The organism is Leptospira adleri (assembly GCF_002811985.1).
Classification (GTDB): Bacteria; Spirochaetota; Leptospiria; order Leptospirales; family Leptospiraceae; genus Leptospira; species Leptospira adleri.
The window spans coordinates 1-19,391 of sequence record NZ_NPDU01000082.1 but is presented as its reverse complement, the minus strand read 5'-3'; the positions used below and the strand labels follow the sequence as shown (position 1 = coordinate 19,391).

General features: G+C 43.2%; 19 protein-coding genes and 1 pseudogene. 13 read left to right on the top strand and 7 right to left on the bottom strand.

What is annotated here, in order from left to right:
* Positions 1 to 66 precede the first annotated feature (66 nt).
* From CH376_RS20635 to CH376_RS20620, 4 genes and pseudogenes are all read left to right on the top strand, one after another.
* Positions 67 to 492 (top strand): annotated as a pseudogene (locus tag CH376_RS20635) (SpiroCoCo family coiled-coil protein); the annotation flags it as partial.
* Between the two features lie 296 nt (positions 493 to 788).
* A complete protein-coding gene (locus CH376_RS20630) occupies positions 789 to 983 on the top strand; it encodes a hypothetical protein (RefSeq protein WP_003008197.1) in 195 nt (64 codons plus the stop codon).
* A gap of 6 nt (positions 984 to 989) precedes the next feature.
* Positions 990 to 1,748, top strand: coding sequence for a type I methionyl aminopeptidase (gene map / locus CH376_RS20625; RefSeq protein ID WP_100786383.1), 759 nt, complete (start codon positions 990 to 992; stop codon positions 1,746 to 1,748).
* Between the two features lie 9 nt (positions 1,749 to 1,757).
* A complete protein-coding gene (locus CH376_RS20620) occupies positions 1,758 to 2,675 on the top strand; it encodes a DUF350 domain-containing protein (protein WP_100786384.1) in 918 nt (305 codons plus the stop codon).
* Between the two features lie 6 nt (positions 2,676 to 2,681).
* On the opposite strand, the gene CH376_RS20615 is transcribed toward CH376_RS20620, so the two are convergent.
* A complete protein-coding gene (locus CH376_RS20615) occupies positions 2,682 to 3,077 on the bottom strand; it encodes an LIC_11502 family protein (RefSeq protein ID WP_100786385.1) in 396 nt (131 codons plus the stop codon).
* Positions 3,078 to 3,097: 20 nt separating this feature from the next.
* Here CH376_RS20615 and queG point away from each other — a divergent pair, with 20 nt between their 5' ends.
* Entirely contained in the window at positions 3,098 to 4,054 is a 957-nt protein-coding gene (gene queG, locus CH376_RS20610) for a tRNA epoxyqueuosine(34) reductase QueG (RefSeq protein WP_100786386.1), read from the top strand.
* A gap of 420 nt (positions 4,055 to 4,474) precedes the next feature.
* On the opposite strand, the gene CH376_RS20605 is transcribed toward queG, so the two are convergent.
* Genes CH376_RS20605 through CH376_RS20595 form a run of 3 tightly spaced genes read right to left on the bottom strand, consistent with a single transcriptional unit; the run spans position 4,475 to position 7,252 of the window.
* Positions 4,475 to 5,128 (bottom strand): TetR/AcrR family transcriptional regulator, encoded by a 654-nt coding sequence (locus CH376_RS20605; protein ID WP_100786387.1) that lies wholly within the window; start codon positions 5,126 to 5,128, stop codon positions 4,475 to 4,477.
* Positions 5,121 to 6,683: an FAD-dependent oxidoreductase gene (locus CH376_RS20600; protein ID WP_100786388.1), complete on the bottom strand. Its 1,563-nt coding sequence runs from the start codon at positions 6,681 to 6,683 to the stop codon at positions 5,121 to 5,123. The genes CH376_RS20605 and CH376_RS20600 overlap by 8 nt, the downstream gene beginning before the upstream one ends.
* Before the next feature lie 8 nt (positions 6,684 to 6,691).
* Positions 6,692 to 7,252 carry a hypothetical protein gene (locus CH376_RS20595; RefSeq protein ID WP_420843574.1) on the bottom strand — a complete coding sequence of 187 codons (561 nt, stop codon included), beginning with the start codon at positions 7,250 to 7,252 and terminating at the stop codon, positions 6,692 to 6,694.
* Between the two features lie 456 nt (positions 7,253 to 7,708).
* On the opposite strand from CH376_RS20595, the gene CH376_RS20590 reads away from it, so the two are divergent.
* The 7 genes from CH376_RS20590 (at position 7,709) to rfaD (ending at position 15,974) form a co-directional block, all read left to right on the top strand.
* Positions 7,709 to 9,751 carry a PAS domain S-box protein gene (locus CH376_RS20590; RefSeq protein ID WP_100786390.1) on the top strand — a complete coding sequence of 681 codons (2,043 nt, stop codon included), beginning with the start codon at positions 7,709 to 7,711 and terminating at the stop codon, positions 9,749 to 9,751.
* Positions 9,748 to 10,116 (top strand): response regulator, encoded by a 369-nt coding sequence (locus CH376_RS20585; RefSeq protein WP_100786391.1) that lies wholly within the window; start codon positions 9,748 to 9,750, stop codon positions 10,114 to 10,116. The genes CH376_RS20590 and CH376_RS20585 overlap by 4 nt, the downstream gene beginning before the upstream one ends.
* 64 nt (positions 10,117 to 10,180) lie before the next feature.
* Entirely contained in the window at positions 10,181 to 11,011 is an 831-nt protein-coding gene (locus CH376_RS20580; RefSeq protein ID WP_100786392.1) for an oxygen-binding di-iron domain-containing protein, read from the top strand.
* Positions 11,008 to 11,991 (top strand): adenylate/guanylate cyclase domain-containing protein, encoded by a 984-nt coding sequence (locus CH376_RS20575; RefSeq protein WP_100786393.1) that lies wholly within the window; start codon positions 11,008 to 11,010, stop codon positions 11,989 to 11,991. The genes CH376_RS20580 and CH376_RS20575 overlap by 4 nt, the downstream gene beginning before the upstream one ends.
* Positions 11,992 to 12,106: 115 nt before the next feature.
* Entirely contained in the window at positions 12,107 to 13,234 is a 1,128-nt protein-coding gene (gene mutY / locus CH376_RS20570; RefSeq protein WP_100786394.1) for an A/G-specific adenine glycosylase, read from the top strand.
* Positions 13,231 to 14,988 (top strand): UbiD family decarboxylase, encoded by a 1,758-nt coding sequence (locus tag CH376_RS20565; protein WP_100786395.1) that lies wholly within the window; start codon positions 13,231 to 13,233, stop codon positions 14,986 to 14,988. The genes mutY and CH376_RS20565 overlap by 4 nt, the downstream gene beginning before the upstream one ends.
* Positions 14,989 to 15,002: 14 nt before the next feature.
* Positions 15,003 to 15,974: an ADP-glyceromanno-heptose 6-epimerase gene (gene rfaD, locus CH376_RS20560; protein WP_100786396.1), complete on the top strand. Its 972-nt coding sequence runs from the start codon at positions 15,003 to 15,005 to the stop codon at positions 15,972 to 15,974.
* 25 nt (positions 15,975 to 15,999) lie between these two features.
* Here the strand turns inward: rfaD and CH376_RS20555 are convergent, their stop codons facing one another.
* The 3 genes from CH376_RS20555 to CH376_RS20545 all read right to left on the bottom strand — a co-directional run bounded on the left by CH376_RS20555 (position 16,000) and on the right by CH376_RS20545 (position 17,942).
* Entirely contained in the window at positions 16,000 to 16,299 is a 300-nt protein-coding gene (locus CH376_RS20555) for an ArsR/SmtB family transcription factor (RefSeq protein ID WP_069607487.1), read from the bottom strand.
* A gap of 178 nt (positions 16,300 to 16,477) precedes the next feature.
* A complete protein-coding gene (locus CH376_RS20550; protein WP_100786397.1) occupies positions 16,478 to 17,248 on the bottom strand; it encodes an SDR family oxidoreductase in 771 nt (256 codons plus the stop codon).
* Positions 17,232 to 17,942 (bottom strand): histidine kinase, encoded by a 711-nt coding sequence (locus tag CH376_RS20545; RefSeq protein ID WP_100786398.1) that lies wholly within the window; start codon positions 17,940 to 17,942, stop codon positions 17,232 to 17,234. The genes CH376_RS20550 and CH376_RS20545 overlap by 17 nt, the downstream gene beginning before the upstream one ends.
* A gap of 694 nt (positions 17,943 to 18,636) precedes the next feature.
* On the opposite strand from CH376_RS20545, the gene CH376_RS20535 reads away from it, so the two are divergent.
* Positions 18,637 to 19,391: AAA family ATPase (locus tag CH376_RS20535; protein ID WP_100788340.1), on the top strand; the 755-nt coding region annotated here is incomplete at its 3' end.

Here is a 19,391-nt window from a genome sequence, read left to right as displayed (position 1 = left end):
CGAACGGTCTCCGCAATTTCTTTTTCTCTCGCTTCCAGAATTTCGACGTCGTTTTGAAGAGAATAGAGTTTGTTCCGTAAAAAGGAAGAAATCCGTTCCGTCGAAGCTAAGTTTGAAAAGATTGAAGACTTGATGGTCGACTTGTCCGAAAGACACAAACAAATTTCGACTCTTCAACATCGAATGGAAGATTTGAAAGCAGGGGCCGTCGTCGTTAAGGAAGATTTGGAAGGGCTTTTGAGTGAAGCGGACGATAAGTTTGAAAAACTCTCCGGATTTTTGGACGCGGTAGGCGCCGTTACGGAAGGAAATTCCTCGTCCGGTAAGTCGAAAGATTCTTCCAAGGATCATTTGATTCAAAGAAAGAAGGCGACCGTTTTGAATCTCTATCATAACTTTCAATGGCCCGCGGAAACGATCGCCGAAAAGTTGAATTTAGAGACGGGACTTGTGAATACGATTCTACAAAGCGAGTCTGCAAAGAAGAAATGAAATATTTCTTGACGTCAACGCCATCGTCTTCTATGTCTCATTCTGTTTTGTCGGAAGTGGGATTTGAAACGATTCCGAATTTCGGATTCCTCTTGGAAGGGCTGGTATCATTTTTTTTTAAAACAAAGGTAAGGTCGCAAAGGGGAAAGTTCTAAAAGGTTGTTCTTTTTCCGGGTTTCTGAAAAGAATGCAAACAGGAACCGCTAACGGATTGGGAAAGAACCGAACGACCGTGAACCGGAGCAATATTGAAGATGGCACAAAAGAAGAAAACTAAGACAGAGAGGAAGAACTCAATGGCTGGAAAGAATGTCGAAAAGGAAACCCTGATCGTAACGAGCAAAGTAAAGGCTTATATCAAGTCGAAAGGATTTATGACTTCCGGGGATGCAATTGACGGTTTGAATGAAAAGATTCATCAACTCATCGACGATGCAGTGAAGCGTACTGAATCCAACAAAAGAAGTACGGTTCGCCCGACTGATTTCTAATTCGATTTGATCTTCATTAAGAATAAGAGCGAAATCGAAAAAATGAGAGCGGCTGGGAAACTGGCCGCTAAGCTTTTAGACTACATTTCTTCTCACGTTCAACCCGGAGTTTCCACTCTTCAGTTGAACGATCTTTGCGAAGAATTTACGAAGAAGCACGGGGCGAAGTCGGCTCCTCTCGGTTACAAAGGATTTCCGAAATCGGTTTGTACTTCCGTCAATCAAGTCGTTTGTCATGGGATTCCCAAGGCGACTGAGATTTTAAAGGAAGGTGATATCATCAATATCGACGTGACTCCTTTGCTCGACGGTTATCACGGAGATTCTTCTCGTACTTTTATTGTCGGCGGAAAGACAAGTCCTGAGGTTGCGACCTTGGTTGCGGACACGGAAAAGGCGATGTATATAGGAATCGAGCAGGTGAAACCTGGAAACCGAGTTCATGATATCGCGAACGCTATCGATGATTTCCTAACTCCCAAAGGATACGGCATCGTTCGAGATCTGATGGGTCACGGAATCGGAAGGGGCTTTCACGAAGATCCTCAAATTCCACACTTTCGTCAGAACCGAAAACTCGCGAAACTAGAACCGGGGATGATCTTTACGATCGAACCGATGGTCAATCTCGGAACCTGGCAGGTGAATTTTTCCAAAGAAGATCATTGGACTGTGACTACGAAGGACAACAAGTGGTCGGCGCAATTCGAACATACGATTCTTGTTACTGAAAAAGGCTATGAAATTTTGACGGTATCGGGTTAATCTGGTGTCATGGAAACAGTACTTGGTTATCTGAGCACATTAGGAAAAGACGCGGTATTCTTCTTAATCAGTTTCGTTTTATTTTATATCGGTAAAAAAATCAAAGACTGGATCGAGCCCGGCGATCTTGATCAGGAAATCATCGTAAACAATAACACTGCGGTTTCTTCCGGTCTCGCGGGATATTATCTCGGATTGACTTTGATTCTTCTTGTCATCCTTTCCTCTCCCGGAACTGATTTTGTTTCGGATTGTTTTCAAGTTCTATTCTACGGACTTCTGGGAATTTTACTCTTAAATCTTTCTTACTTTATCAATGATAAGATCATATTCAGAGCTTTCGATTTTAACGAATTGGTTTATTCGGGAAGGAACTCCGCGGTCGGAACCGTAATTTTCGGAAGCAGCGTCGCTTCTTCGGTGATCATCGCGGCTTCTTTGAGCGGTGACAGTTCCGCGCTTTCTTTTTCTCTTTGGAAAGACCTCGGACTTTTAGAGCCGATTCAAAAACTTTTGGATGGAACCGTAATGGGAGTTTTGTTTTTTTCCATAGGACAAATCGCTCTGATTCTCTTCACGTTCGCTTACCGGAAAATGATTCCTTATTCTCTCGACTTAGAACTTAAAGAGCGTGAAAATTTAGCCGCGGGGATTTCCTACAGCGGGGCTTTGATCGCTTTGGGAATCATCATCGCAAGAGCCTTACACAAGGATCCGGTTTCGATCGAGCTTACTCTTTTTCATATATTTTTGGATTTTATCTTGGGATTGATCGTGATTCCAGCGGTGCGCCTGATCACGGACGCGGTCATCCTCCCAGGGAGCACGTTAAAGGAAGAGATCAGTCGCGATCAGAACGTGGGAGTCGGATTACTCGAAGCGGTGGTTCTTATCAGCTTTGCTGGCATTTTATTCTACGCGGTTTAAGAAGAATCAATAGATTTCTCTGGATGTGTATAGTTTCCACTCCAAGTGATATACTTTCCGAATTCCAAACTCGAAAGAGTCTTTTAGAATTTTGATTCTTTCTTCGTTTGATATTTGATCGATGGGGCCGAAAATTTTCATCATATTCAAAATTTCTAAACTCAATTCTCTAAAGATATATTTATGATTTGCGTGAAACGGTTTCAGATCTCTTTCTTGAAATCCGCGAAGAGCTCCTACGACCGAGGCAAATACGATTTGTTTCGAGAGTTTTTCTTCAGGAAGGGAGGCAAGACGGACCGCGCCGAGCACATCCGAATAAGCAATGACGCCGGAATTTTTCGGAAGCAATTCAAGATCGGTCTTCGGAAATTTGATTTTTTCGGATAATTCTTTTTGCATACTTTAGCTATATCAAATTTATGATCGAAAGTAAAGAAATAATTTCCGAACTCGCGCCTTTGATTGAAGAGTGCGGGTTCGATCTTTACGGAATCTGCGAAGCGGCAATTCCCGAAGAGGATCAAAAGAACATCCTGACTTGGGTGAAGGATGGGAAACACGGAAAGATGGATTGGTATCCGAAGAACATGGATCTACGGCTCCAATTTTCGAATCTGGGTTTCGAACCAAAATCCGTCATAGCGCTCGGTACACTCTACAACGATCCGGAATATGATGGAATTTGTAAAACGATGTCATTTCGGTTTTCCAGATATGCGATCGGAGAAGATTATCACCTGGTCCTTCGAAGAATCGCAAAACCTCTGGTTTCGGAATTGAAGAAAAAATTTCCAAACCACCGGTTTCGTCAAGGCGTGGATTCTTTGCCCGTTCCGGAGAAAGTTTTGGCAAGAGAAGCGGGACTTGGGTGGCAAGCGAAGAATACGAATCTCATCCATCCGGAACTTGGTTCTTTTTTTTTCATCACCGTGATTCTTACCGATCTTCCTATTTCAGTCGCGAACGTTCCGCTTAAAGATCGATGCGGCACCTGCACCGCTTGCATCGACGCGTGTCCGACAAACGCTCTGACGCCTTACCGAATCGACGCAGGAAAGTGTATCTCTCATCATACTTTAGAAGACCATTCGCCGAAGATTTCGAATTCATTCGGATGGATCGCGGGCTGTGATATCTGTCAGGACGTTTGTCCTTGGAATCAAGTCAAAGCACGCAAAAAGGGAATTCAAACAAAAAGAGAAGAATTTAGAGCTCGTTCCGTATTTAAGGAAAATCCGAACTCGATCCTCGACTTGGATAAAGAAGGTTTTGATCGAGTCTTCGGAGATTCCGCGATTTCAAGGATGAACTTCGAGATGTTTCGAAGGAATGTTGAGCTCGCCAAAGAATGGGTTCGAAAAAAAGAGACGTTTTGAGGGCCCTATTGCGGATTTTGCAACCGTTATTTTTAGGAGATTGTGTTTGTTCCGACAAACCGTCGGTCGTCCAGTCGATTTGAGAAAGATTGGAATTCGGTTTTTGGATATGGAGCCCGAATTTTTAAGAAAATAAGACTTTTCTTAAATACCAAAATGTAGGAACTCACACAAAAGATTTGGGTTTTAAAAAAGGGAGCTTTCCTTTCTCGAAACTTTTTAAAGAAAAGTTATCGTTCCAAATCAATTCTGCTCCAAAATCTAAAAATGTGGGAACTCATACTTTCTTTGAAAAATTTGGAAAGACCCAAAATCTCCTGCCAAGTCGTTTTGGCTGAATTTGTGGGAACTCACACAAAAGATTTAGATTTTAGAAAGAACTCTTGCTTTTCTTGAAACTTTTTAAAGAAAACTTTTCGTTCATTTCGATCCAACCCGATTCTTTTTGCTTCGATTTTTATTCGTTTGTAGGTTCTGTTTTTTTGGAAAATCTTCTAATTTATAATATTCTAATAACATGTTTTGCGCAAGGAGAAGGGTGTCTTTCAGAGGAACTTCCTTCGGATCCAAATACCATTGTAGATATAAACCGTCGAAGAGGGCGATGAGAAGAGAGGCTTTTTGAATCGATTGTTTCGAATTCGGCTTTCCTAAATTCAAATTTTCGGACAGTTTTTTTCGAAAATTTTTGTACATTTCATAAACCCTCTTTCGAACGTTCGAATTCGGAGGTTCGTTTAAGATGAGGGTGAAAAAAACTCCGTTCGCTTCGGGGGTCGCCAGAAAGAATTCGGTAAACTTTTCGAAAAGACAAGGAAGCGGGGCCTCTCCTTTCGCAAGACCTTCTTTAACCGATTCTTCTACTTCGAGAAAGAGAGAGTCGACGAGTTCGATCACGAGTCCTTCTCTCGATCCGAAATGCCATAGGATGCTACTTTTTGCGGTACCGGAATATTCCGAAAGCCGATCCAAACTCGTGTTCATGATTCCATGAATCCCCACAAGATGTCTGAAGTCGGAAAGTAATTTTTCTTTTGTGATCTTTCCTCTCGAAGTGCTTCCCGTATTAACCATGTTTATTCCAAGATTCTAATATTTTTTGACCCGCGACCATACTAAAAGCCATGATCGTAAAACTTGGATCGACCGAAGAGGATGTTGGAAACACGGAAGAGTCGCTAACGTAGAGATTTTTGGTTCCGTGAACTCGATGCGAACTATCGACCACCGAGGATTTAGGATCGGAACCCATTCTACAACCTCCGCCGGGATGCGGAGCCGCCATCAAGGAAGTGACGGGTTCGAGCGAAAGTTCGTCTATCTTGTGCAGTTCTGATTTTGAACGTAGCGTCAGCGGGTTGGAAGTCGGAATCAAAACTTCTTTCGCGCCGGCTTCCAGATTGAGAAGCGTTTGTTTTTTGTAAGTGTCTCGCATCACTTGTTTAGTAATCGGTCCGAAGGAGTAATTTACGGTTCTTCGATTTCCGCTCACGGAGATGTTTCCCAGTTCAGTTTCTATATCATCCAGCCAAGCGATCGTTCCGCCGAGTTTCGGTAAATTTTTCATAAAATGAGTGTGTTGTTCGCCGAAACCCGAGATCGTCGCTGCGATAGCGCCGGGTTGGATCTGATTCGGCATCAGCATATATCCGCCTTCGATATAGTTTCCATTCTTATCGTAACGAGCCAATCTAAATTCTTCCACTCCGAACGCCGCGGGAATATTTCTCCACTGAATGATTTCTTCGTCGTAGAGCGCGTGCACGAAGAGGGTCGGATTGATCGAAACGAATTCTCCCAAGGCCGGCAATTTTTTCTTCCATCCGTTTCGAAGCAAGAATGTGGAGCTACCAAAGCCTCCCGCTGCGACTACGAATGCTTGCGCCGTAACTTTCAGTTTGATTCCGTTTTCTTTCAGAGTTCTCCTGTCGATCACGCTCGCGTTGATAGAGGAGATTCGATCTCCTTCCATTTCCAAGTCGGTCGCCCTGCAATCCGCGTAGATATCCGCTCCAGCGGAAAGCGCGAGTGGAATGTGAGTTACGAGTTGGCTTTGTTTTGCACCGAACGCGCAACCTTGCATACAATGTCCCGATTTCTGACAATTGTTTCTGGCTTGAGGAACTCTTCTTCCTTCCCAGCCTAAAGATTGAGAAGCGCTTCTTACGAGTTCGTTCATTCGATTGAAGAATTCATCGCGCGCCGGATGAACGTTCAGTCTTTTTTCCAAGACAGGCCAGAAGGGCGCGAGATCTTTCTTTGTATGACCTTCGACTCCGTATTTTTCAGCCCAGAGTTTCAACTTCTCGTCCGGAGTTCTATAACTGTCGGCCCAGTAGTGAACGGAAGCCCCACCCACGTTGTTTCCATAGACGATGTTGATCGTTCCGTCTTTTGTGGTGGAAAGATTTCTTTCGGCGGAAACCTTAGCCGCCATATTGAGTTCGTGATTGTCGAAGGTTCCCGTGTGATAGTATCCTCCTTGTTCGAGCATTACAACCTTCTTCCCTTCCTCTGCAAGTTTCAACGCAAGAGTGGAACCTCCGCATCCAGTCCCGACGATACAAACATCCGCCTTTACCGTTTGATTTTTATCTATGTGTTTCCATTCGTAAATTCTTCCGGACATGATTTCTCCTAGTTCTTTCGAACTTGTGCTTTGTAGTAGATTCTGGATTCGCTGAGTTTTTCGGGAAAGTTTCCGAAGGGACCGTCGTAACCGATTTGATTCCAAGTGCTTCTATGTCCGTAGTAAACGAGCATGATCACCATTCTAACGCTGGATACAATGTTGCGAACGAGTTCCGTTTCGGATTGAAGCGCGGCGTGGATGAATTTTTTTGCATCCTCGCGTTCCAGTTTTGAAAAGCGACCCCAATAACCGAACGTGATCGGAAGAAATTCCAAGATCCAAATGGCAGAATCGAAATCTCCGCTGATCGAAGAATCTACGAAGAAAAGTTCCTCGTCCAGACGGGCCGTCACTTCAGCTTCTTTGAAATCCGGAAACCCGGGATCGTTAGGCAAAATCGCTTCCGCAAATCTGGAAAGGGTTTCTTCCGTCTGACGGCTCAAAAACAAACGTGTTGTCTTTTGAGTCGCTCTCAAAACGGAGGCTGCGATTCCGATCAAAAACGAACCGAGAACCGCGGTGAGTATAAATTTTTTTCTGGTGATTTTGGTTGAATTCATAATTATACCGATCGGTCAGTACAATTATGAATTTCGTTTTTTTGTAAAGATAAAAAACGAACGTCTTTCTAAAAATAAGTTCAGTCGTTGTTTGTCCCGAGACCGGAAAGTGTGGGAACTCATACGGCCTTTGAACCGATAGAGAACCAGTCGAAATTTACGAAGAAAGACTCTGGAAGGCCAATTTGTGGGAACTCACACAAAGATTGAAAGTTATAAAAGCGAGATATTGTGGTGCTGTAAGGTTTTGGGACGGGCCTAAGGTTTGTAATAGGGTTTTTGAGATATTCCTCTGTTTTCACGAGAAATTAGAAAAATAGGCCGAACTTTGGTTTCGGACTTTGAGGTTCAAGAATCCTCGGAGGAAAAAATAACACGGAATTGTCTAAAAAATGATTTAAAAAAATCAAATATTTGGAAGAATCTTATATCCCTTGAGTATTTGAGGAGGCTATTTCCGCCATGAATTCTCACATAGGATCTCGGGAGAATCATCCTCCAATCTTCCATTCCGATAAACACGGAACCTATCTCTCTTCAAATCCTGAGTTCCAATCTTTTTTAGAATTGGAATCGATCGAAAACAATCCAAATATTATCTCTCCGTCCGCTTCTCAAGTCATCGCCGAATTCGCTAAAAATGCGTTTGAGGACAAGTTAGTCATTGCCATCGATTTTACGATATCGACCGGTTTTATCAAAAGGAGATCCGTCTTTTTTAGAAAGATCGTTAAGGACGAAGAGGTTTTGGAAATCGAAGGAGTGGTTTTGCCCGAGATTCCGAAGGTTCGAAAGGCAAGGGGCAAAAGAACGATCTCAGTCAATCGTTCCTATCTCATCCGAAATGAAATTACTCAGTGGATTCTAAGATCGAGATCCGTGCAGGAACTCTACGACGGGGTTTGCAGGATTCTCAAGGCCGAGGAGAATTTCGGATTTGTATGTTTTGGTACCGTTGAATTTAGAAAAAACATAATATTCCAAGTCTCTTATGCAGGCAATAATCCATTTTTATTAAACACGGAATCGAAAGCGATGGATCTAGGCCCGGGACTTAAAGTGCTTAAAACCGGTCAGGCTTTTATCATGGAAGATATTCAGAGTGAACCCGATTTCGGGGATTGGAGGGAAACCTGTCTTCAATTCGGCTATCGATCGATGGGGGTCTTTCCGATCTTTTTGTTAAACGAATTGATCTCCGTCTTTTGTATCTTTTCAACGGAAAAACACTATTTCCTGGAAGACGAGGTCGGAATCTACTCCGAGATCGCAAAGGATTTGGCCCTGGGTCTGAAAAACATTCGGGAGAGCGAGCAACGATTCTTAGCGGTCAACGCGTTACGCGAAAGCGACGAACGATTTCAAGCCATCTTCGAAACGGTCGTGGATGCGATCATAATGATCACGCCGAAAGGATCGATCATCATGTTCAATACGGCCGCTGAAAAGATGTTCGGATATGTTTTCACCGAGGTTGTAGGCAAGAATATTAAATTTTTGATGCCCGAACCTTATCATTCGGAGCATGACGAATACTTGAGACGTTACCTCGAAACGAGAGAGAAAAAGATCATCGGTATCGGAAGGGAAGTTGTAGCCCTTAGAAAAGACGGGACAAAGTTTCCCGTGGAACTTGCGGTTTCCGAATTTTTTCAAAATCAGAATCAGTATTTTGTGGGAGTAATCCGAGATATGACCTCGCGAAAAAAAGCGGAAAACGATCTGAGAGAAAAGACTGCGGCGCTGGAAGAATTGAACCGGGGACTCGAAGTAAGAGTGGAATCCGAAATCCAAAAACGCAGAGAACAGGAGAAGGCTATGATCGTTCGCTCCAGGCTTGCGGATATGGGCGAAATGATCGGCAACATCGCCCATCAATGGCGACAACCTCTCAACGTAATCGCACTTTGTGTCCAGGACCTTTCCTACGCGTACTCGGACGGAGAACTCGACGAAGAATACATCGGAGATTCCACGAATAAGATCATGAGTCTTGTGGAGCAGATGTCCGGGACCATAGACGATTTTCGTAACTATTTTCGGCCGAATAAAACGAAGGAAAAATTTTCGCTAAGGTCTATGATACAGAAATCTTTTTCACTCGTGTCCGAAAGTTTAAAAAATCAAAATATTAGTATTTACTTTAATCCTAATGAAGATTATGAAGTATTCGGTTTCCCTAATGAGTTTTCTCAAGTGATTCTGAATATGATCGCGAATTCAAGGGATGCGATCACGGAATCGCGTCCGCAGGAGCCTTCGATTCACGTGGACATTCGCAAGGAAGGAGATAAAAAAATGGTTATCATAAGCGACAACGGGGGAGGGATAGAACAGTCCGCTTTGGAAAAACTGTTCCAGCCTTACTTTACCACAAAGGATCAGGGCAAAGGAACTGGGATCGGTCTTTATATGTCCAAATCCATCATCGAAAACAACATGGACGGAAAAATTTACGCTTTTAACTCGGATGAAGGCGCCGTTATGGTTATAGAACTTCCATGAGCCGAATTACATTAAAACTTCTTTATATAGAAGATGAAGAATTGATTCGAGTTATGATGGTGCGTTTTTTAGAACGGTTTTTAACTTCGGTTCGTTCCGCGGAGAACGGAAAAATCGGCTGGGAAGTGTTCCTTGAGTACCAACCTGATGTTGTAATTACCGATATCAAAATGCCACAGTTAGACGGAATCGAGCTCACAAAAAAAATTAGAGAATACGATATGAATATTCCGATTGCCGCAATGACCGCCTTCTCAGAACCTGAGATAATCGAGGAAGCTCGAAGGGCGGGAGTGAGCGAAATATTTATCAAACCGGTTAACGTGGAAAAGATAAAGGAGCTTCTGCTTACATATGAAAAATAGAATATTTGTAATCCGACGATTGTATTTATAACTAAGGTCTATTAGACCGAAAGGAGTCGGTCCGTTGTCTGAAAATGATATAGCTCAAGCGGAAACGCAGAAGAATATTCAGAGAGAATTGACTCTCGAAATCGACACTAACTACGCCGTCGAAATAGCGGAGGATATCTACTGGATCGGATTCTACGATCAAAAAGAATCTCTCCATTGCAATCCTTACATGATCAAGAACGGTGATAGCACCATTCTCATCGATCCGGGTTCCATTCCGGACTTTCCCGTGGTGGCCAGAAAGGTTTTTTCCCTCGTCGCTCCAAACTCCATAGAAACGATCATCTTACAACACCAGGATCCCGACCTTTGCGCAAATGTTCCGATCTTCGAGGACTTGAGCGGCGACAGTCCCGTTCAAATCGTCGCGGAAACGAGAACCGTATATTTGATCAAACACTACGGAGTCAAAGGAAGTGTAATCCGGATCGGGGACGAACTGACTTACTTTTCAACTCCGAGCGGAAGAGAGCTTCAGTTTATCAGCACCCCTTTCGCACATTCTCCCGGAGCGATGATCACTTTTGATCTCAAATCCCGCGTTTTATTTACGAGCGATATTCTCGGTGGATTGGGGAGAGAATGGTCCTTGTATCACGACGCCAAAGCCCTCGATAATATGAAAGCGTTTATGCAGGCTTATATTCCCTCCAATCTCGCATTGCGTTATGCGCTCTTGAAGATCATGAGCTTCGACGCGGAAGTGATCGCTCCTCAGCACGGGCAGATCATTCGCAAAGAACAACTTCCCGCTATCATTGACGAACTCTGGAATCTTCCCTGCGGTCTTGATTTGATCAAGGACGATTGGATTCATAAAGCGAGAAAGGGTGAATTGCGTTGAACGAGTTAGCCGAATTCGCAAAGAATATCGCGCTTGGAACTCCCGAAGACATCATTCAGAGGGAGGAAGATTATTTTCGAGCGCTCAGCAGAATCGTACGCTATCGAAATAAGGAAGCCCTCACCCGCGAGATGATGAATCACATCGTGAACAGCGATCGAAATCGGATTCTTGAGGAAAAGAAAAAGGCGGACGTACTCTTACAGAACATTCTTCCGGAATATATGATCGAAGAATTGAAGTTAAAGGGAAAAGTTAGACCGATTCAACACGAGAACGCAGTGGTGATTCTTACCGACTTCGTCGGTTTTTCGGATATCAGCCGTTATATGAGTCCGAACGAACTCTTAAAAGAACTTTCCATCTACTTCGACGAGTTCGAAAAAATCTGCACTCAGCATAGAATCGAAAAAGTGAAAACGATCGGGGACGCCTTTCTTGCAGTGGGCGGTTTGGGCGGCTTTAAAAGAACCGCAAAACTGGACTCTCTCTTAGCTTCCCTCAAAATGATGGAATACACGGAGAATCGTAGAAAGGAAAGGATGAAAAACGGAGAGGACGCTTGGGGGCTTCGGATCGCAATTCACTCCGGAACTTTGATCGCCGGAGTTGTGGGCCATACGAAAATCGCGTTCGATATCTGGGGTCATACGGTCAATCTTGCTTCGCGTATCGAAAACATCGGAGAACCGGGAAAGATAACCGTTTCCAAATCCGTTTATAACGACGTGAGAGACTATTTCGAATGTTCTTATGTGGGAATGAAGGAATTGAAAGGAGTCGGGCCTCACGATATTTACACGATCGATTCGATCAAAAAAAGATTATCGAGTTCCGAATCTCCGTTGGTTCCCGGTCCGAATTTCGACAAACTCTACCGCGCGTTGGAAAACGGAAAACATATCATGTTTATGGACGGGAAATATCATATTTCCAACCCGAACCGACCGGAGAAAAGAAACGTCCTGACCAGAGACTAAAAGACCGACTTTCTTTCGAAATAAAATCGGATGAAATTTAAGAATCCGGTGAAAACAGGATTTACCTTCGTCCGACGTACAGTTCCATGTAAAGAAATCGAACTTCTTTACGACAGTGGAATCCAAAAAAGAATCAATCTCTCCAAAACTTCTTTCGAAATTACGAAAATCCCTTCTTTCCTGGTTTCAAAAAAACAAAAGGGAACTTCCTTTTAGAATCAACAAAAACGCGTATCGGATTTGGGTCAGCGAAATCATGCTCCAACAGACCCGGGTCGCGGCGATGCTTCCGATATACGAAACGTTTCTGGAAAGATTTCCTGATCCCCGCTCTTTGCAGAACGCGTCCGAAGACGAGGTTATGAAATACTGGAAGGGGCTTGGATATTATTCCAGAGCCAGAAATTTGAAAAAAGGCGCGGGTCTTTTGGTTGAAAAATTCTCGGGACAATTTCCCGAAAATTTCGAAGACGCTCTATCGATACCGGGAGTGGGAAGTTATACGGCATCGGCCGTGTTATCGATCGCTTACGGAAAACATCATGCTGTTTTAGACGGAAACGTTAAGCGTGTCTTGTCCAGACTTTTTTTGATAGAGCAGGATCCTCTTCTTAATTCCACTAATCAACTTTTGGGAAATCTCGCACTGGATTTTTTGAACCCCGAATTCCCGGGAGACCACAACGAAGCAATGATGGAATTGGGAGCTCTGGTTTGTGTTCCGATTCCGATTTGTCAGTCTTGTCCCTTTGCGGAAGACTGTGAAGCCAGGATCGCGGGTAAGGAAAAGGAAATCCCCGCGGCGAAATCCGTGGACAACTGGGTGGATTTGGATTTGCATTTTTTATTCTTAACATCGAAGGACCGGATTCTTCTTTTAAAATATCCCGGAAGAAGATTTTTCAAAACGATCTATTCGCTTCCGTTTCGATTGGAGGGAAAACATCCTTACGAAAAGGATCCGATCTCCGAAGAATTTTTCGCAACGTCCCGATTGAATTCTAATCCGCACCGAGCGAAACATTCCATCACCAATCATCGAATTCAATTGAAGTTAAGCGAGACTTCCGAAGACGATCGAACGCGGATCGAGGAAATTTTTCGAAAAAACTTGGACGTATTTTTCAAATGGGTGAAAGAAGAGGATCTCAAGGAAGAATTTCCTTCTTCCATTTCCGGAAAACTGATCAAACTCAAAAATAAAACGATAAAACAACCGGAGCTTCCGGCGGGAAAAGTATGAAAATAAGATCTACGAGCGACTTTGTTAAAGAATTACAAAAACAAAAAGAACTTATAGTAATCGAAGAGGAAGTGGATCCGATCTTGGAATTGGCCGAAATCCAAAGACGTGTTGTCGCCAAACGCGGGCCCGCGGTTTTATTTAAGAACGTGAAAGGATCAAAGTTCTCCGTGGCGACCAATCTTTATGGTTCCGAAAAAAGGATGAGAATCGCTTTCGGAGAGGATCCGATAAAGTTCGTGCAAAAAATTGCATATACGATACAGCACTTTCTTCCTCCTTCGCCCTCCAAGGTTTGGGCCCTGCGTCATCTCGCCTTTCAGGCATTGAAGGTCGGATTAAAAAAAGTCAACTCCGCCCCGGTCTTGGAAAATACATTAGAATCTTTGCATGAACTTCCCACGATCAAATCCTGGCCGAAGGACGGAGGTAATTTCGTTACGCTTCCCTTGGTTTATACTGAAAGTCCCAAAACCGGCAAAGGAAATCTCGGAATGTATCGGATCCAAATTCACGGTCCTCTAGAAACCGGGATGCACATTCAGATACACAGAGGCGGAGGGAATCATTACTTCGAAGCGGAAAGAGAAGGAAACGGACTGCCGGTTCATATCTACGCGGGCGGGCCTCCTGGACTGACGATCGCGGCGGTGGCTCCTCTCCCGGAGGAAATCAGCGAACTCATTCTCGCATCTTTATTGTTAGGCGAAAAGTTGAAAATCCATAGAAACGCGAGTGTAAGTCCGCTTCCGATCGTCGCCGACGCCGATTTTATGATTTCTGGAATCATTCCGCCTAAGATTCGCAAGCCCGAAGGACCGTTCGGAGATCACTACGGCTACTATGCTCTCAAACACGACTATCCGGTGGTTCAAGTAAAAAAACTCTTTCACAGAAAAGACGCGATTTGGCCCGCGACCGTCGTGGGAAGGCCCCCTCAGGAAGACCACTGGATTGCTGAATATCTCCAAGATCTTTTGTCTCCGATGTTTCCGGTCGTAATGCCCGCGGTAAAAGGGGTTTGGGCTTACGAAGAATCCGGAGTTCATTCCCTCGCCGCGGCGGTAGTCAAGGAACGATACGAAGGAGAAGCGTTTACGGGTGCGCTTCGGATTTTGGGAGAGGGGCAGCTTTCTTTGACCAAGGTTCTACTAGTCACGGATCAAAACGTGGATCTAAAAGACTTTAGAAATACGTTTATTAGCGTATTAGAAAGAATGAATCCGATTACGGATCTTCACATATTCTCCAATATTTCCCAAGATACTTTGGATTATACGGGACCTGAAGTGAACAAAGGAAGTAAGGCGATTTTCCTCGGATCCGGTAAAAAGAAGAATTCCTTAAAAACGGTATTCAAAGGGAAGTTCGTAAATTCTTCCTTTTCGAAGCCGATCGTAGCTTATCCAGGAGTGTTGGTCGTTACCGGAAAAAAATACCAAAAGAACGACGGACTCGCCGCAAAACTTCTGAAAGAGAAAAGTATTCAGGATTTTTTACTCGTGTTTATTGTGGACGATTCGGAGGACGCGACTCGTTCGGATCACGATTTTATATGGTCAATTTTCACTCGTTTTGAACCGGCCGGCGACATCTATGCAAACGCGAAATTAATCCGAAATCATCCGGGACTTTATCCTCCCGTAGTGATCGACAGCAGATTGAAAGATTGGTATCCTCCTTTGACGGAAGCCGACGCTCGGACCGTGAAAAGGGTGGACGATAGATTTGGTAGACTCTTAGACTCTCTTTAGGAAATTAGAATTTTATGACGAAGAAAAGATGTATAGTTACCGGTGGAGCAGGACTCATCGGATCCAATCTCATTGAAGAGCTCAATCGACGTGGAATCGACGACATTTTGGTCGTGGATCATCTCGGAAATTCTTCCAAATGGAAAAATTTGGTGGGTAAAAAATATTCCGATTATCTGGAAAAGGAACATTTTTTGGATCTCGCGGTTCGATCCAGTTTATTAAAAGATTATGATATTCTTTTTCACCTGGGAGCTTGTTCTTCCACGACGGAAACGGACGCTTCCTATTTGATCGGCAACAACTTCGAGTATACAAAACTTCTCGCAAAAGAATCTCTCAGAAACGGCGTTCGATTTGTTTACGCTTCTTCAGCCGCGACATACGGAGACGGGGCTAACGGTTACGACGATAAAGCGAGCATCGAATCTCTCAAACCTCTGAACATGTACGGCTATTCAAAGCACATGTTCGACCTCTATGCCCAAAAACATTCCTTCCTAAATCGAATCACCGGAATCAAATACTTTAACGTGTTCGGATACGGAGAAGGTCACAAAGAAGATATGAGGAGCGTCGTGCTGAAAGGTTACGAACAGATCAAAAAAGACGGAAAGATCAAACTTTTCAAATCCTACCGCCCGGAATACAAGGACGGAGAACAAAAACGCGACTTCTTATACGCGAAAGACGCGGCAAAGATCACCGCCTATTTGGCGTTTGGCGGTCACGGCGGACTTTACAATTTGGGAAGAGGGGTGGCGGAAACGTGGAACGATTTGGTCGCCGCGATTTTCGAAACTCTCGGATTACCGAAGAACATAGAATATACGGAAATGCCCGAAACGCTCAAAGCGAAGTATCAATACTATACCTGCGCGGATACTGCAAAACTGCTTAAAACCGGCTATAACGAAGGATTTACGCTGTTAAAGAATGCGGTGAGAGAGTATGTAACCCTCCTCGATCAAGAAGAGGGCACATAATGGATTTTGAATACGCTTACGGAAATCAACCGTAGATTTTTACGATCGTACGAATCAGATCCTTGTATTTACCGTCTTTTAAGTAATAGAAAACTTGATTGGATTCTTTTCTACTGGAAAGGATCCCGTTGATTTTCATTTTACTCAAGTGTTGAGAAGCAGCTGATTGGCTGATTCCAAGCAAATCTACAAGTTCGCCTACGCTGTGTTCTTTCTGAGAGAGGAAAAAAAGAATCTGCAAACGGTCCGGGTGTGCGATCCCCTTGATCCCGCGAATTGCCGATTCTAACTGGGTTTTCTTTAATACTGATTTTTCTTTAGACATTGTTTTACTCTTTTTTAGATTTCTAAAAGAAGAAGATGCTTTTCTCTTTAGACTGGATTATCGAATTAAGTTTATTCAGTTTTAGTAAACCATAAAGACTTAATTCAATAAATTACAGTCAATTATATTATAATTTTCTTTTAGTGTAAAGTTCTTTTCTGAAAAAATCGATTTCCGATTAAATTTTTACTCCACCTGAAATTTCTAATATAACACCGGACACTAAATCGTTGTTAGCAATGAACTCAGCGGTCATCGCGATTTCATAAGGTTCTCCTAATCTACCAATTGGTATGAGAGACTCCCATTTTTTTAACGCTTCCGGATTCATATCCTTCATCACCATTTCTGTTTTTATAAATCCCGGTGCGATTCCTGCCACACGAATGCCGTATCTACTTAACTCTTTTGCCCAGAGTTTTGTCATTGCGGCAACTCCCGCTTTTGCTGCGGAATAGTTTGTCTGACCGGGGTTTCCGTGCATCGCAACCGAAGCGATCGGAATGATGACACCTTTACTTTTACTTTCTATCATCTGAATCGCAGCTTCTCTTCCCGTAAGAAATACTCCGGTGAGATTTACGTCTATGACCGATTGCCAATTCGATAACGACATTTTAGAAACCACTTTACCGGTTTCTTTATCCGTTTTAACAAGAAGTCCGTCTCTTAAGATTCCCGCGTTTAAGACCGCAACGTCCAAACTACCAAACCGATTCACCGCGGCCTTCATAAGGTTTTCTGCATCTTCTTCTTTGGATACGTCCGCTTTAAAAGAAAACACTTCCGCACCCAAAGACTTGATGTCGTTTTCAGCTTCCTTTAACTTTTCTTCAGATATGTCTGAAAGGACGATTTTTGCCCCTCTTTTGGCGAAATGTTCCGCCATCGCTTTTCCCAATCCACCGGCGGAGCCGGTGACTAAAACAGTTTTACCTTTGATTTCCAAGATTATTTTCCTTTAGTTCCTTACTTCGAATGCTGATATAATTTTCTGAAAACGGAATCTCGACTCTTGCGACGGTTTCGTGTTCGTGAGTCATGATGCGGAAGAGGTGCGGATCTATATTCTCACTTTTTAATAGAATCATAATGAGCGCGATGCCGAGACCCGCTCCTTCCGTATTATCCATGTTATCCATATAGAATTCGGCGATATCGTTATAACCCATCGCCTTTCTCATCTTCTCACGCATCCTTTCCTGTTCTTCGGCGATTACCGGAGTATTGTTCGTCACTTCGACGACGATGCCGTCCATAGTATAAGTAATGTTTAATTTTACAGAAATTCCACGAGCAAGACATCTCTTGCCATATTCGTCCGCCATTCTTTCGGAAAACTTAGCTTTGAAAGCGGCGACTCCTTTTTCGTACTCCTCCGGATTTCGAATGTTCAGACCTTCGTCTTCAAAGAAAACTCTCTTTTGATTGGCTTTCACTCCGTTGATGGACATTTCCTTGGTGATGGTGTAAAGCATCTCGATATAACGAGCCTGTCCGACTTTGGTGAGAATTTCAGTTATGATTCGAAGGACGTATTTTTCAAGTTTGGAGTTCATCCGCGAGGATTGAACCGTGATTCGGGAACGTGATTGGATGAGTTCACTCAGTTTGTGATCTAAGTCTTGAAAGCTTTTTGCCATATTTCGTTCTATCCCCGTTTATTCCGGACGCTTACAATTTCCACTGTCAGTCTCGATGACAAAGAGTTTGAATCAATCAAATTCCAGAATTACGATATTCTAAAAATCGGGTAAAACCGCAAAAATCCAAACTCATTCTTTTATTCTTTCGTATTCAGAATTTCTGAATTCTTTCTGCGCGCAAACGGCTTCTAATTTAACCTTTGTTCAACGACTTTTTTTCAAAGAATCGAAATAGAATCGGATAACTCATCTCAAAATCAAAAAACGATCGATTTCAAAGTTCATTTTCTATAAGAAAGGAAGTTTTGTTTTATTTATAAGGAAATAGGCATAAGAACTCCATAAAAATATCATAAAGTGAGAATTCTTCGATACATGTCCTTGCTTACTCTTGGTTTGATTTCGGAAAGAAAATGAAAGGATTCAAGATTTAGAATGTTCCATTTTTATAACGCGGTTTCGGATTTCGATTCCGCCCCACGTTAAGAGCTTTTTGAGAAAGAAGGTGAAATTCTTCCTTTCGAATCTTAAATTTTGTAGAATCGTTTGCGCGCGTTTGGCGGAACGCTCGAGTAGAAAATCCGGATTTTTTTTTGTACAAAAAAAGTTTTTCGGAAATAAAAAATAACTTGCAATCATATGTATAGCAGTTATATGAAGGGTATAATTTGTTTAGTATCTCGAGGTAAGTATGCTCAAAACCCTGAATATAAGAGATTTCGCTCTCATAGAAGAGGCCTGTATTGATTTTCAAAAAGGAATGACCGTGATTACGGGAGAAACGGGGGCCGGAAAGTCCCTGATTCTGGACGCGATTTCCTCGCTTTTGGGAGGAAAGAGCAGTCCGATGGAGATTCGAACGGGGGCAACCAAATACGTTTTAGAGGGTGTTTTCGACCTTTCCCGGAATCAAGTCGCCTTGGACTGGCTAAAAGAGAAGGGGTTTCCTTCCGATTCCAAAGAGCTGACTCTTCACCGGGAATGCAGCCGAGACGGAAAATCCAGGATTTTGATCAATCAATCCCTCGCTTCTTCCACAACGCTCAGGGGACTTGGGGAATTGCTCGCGGAAGTCCATAATCAAAACGATCAGATTCTTCTTTTGGATCGGAGCGAACAACTGGACATCATCGATTTGCACGCGGGTTTGATTCCTCTTAGAAATCAGGTAAAGGAATGTTTTTTAACCTATAAGAGTTTAAAGAAACGTCTGGAAGAATTGCGGAAGAACGAGGAAGAAAAATCAAAACGAATCGAATTTTTGTCGTTTCAAATCCGAGAAATCAAGGAAGCGGATCTGAAAGACGGAGAGGAAGAAAGTTTGAGTAAGGAGGAACGTCTCCTGGCCCACGGGGAACTTCTTGCGGAGAATTTTGAAATTCTTTCTTCGTATCTCGCAGATTCCGAATCGGCGATTCTTCCTTCTTTTCCCAGACTTTTGAGCGC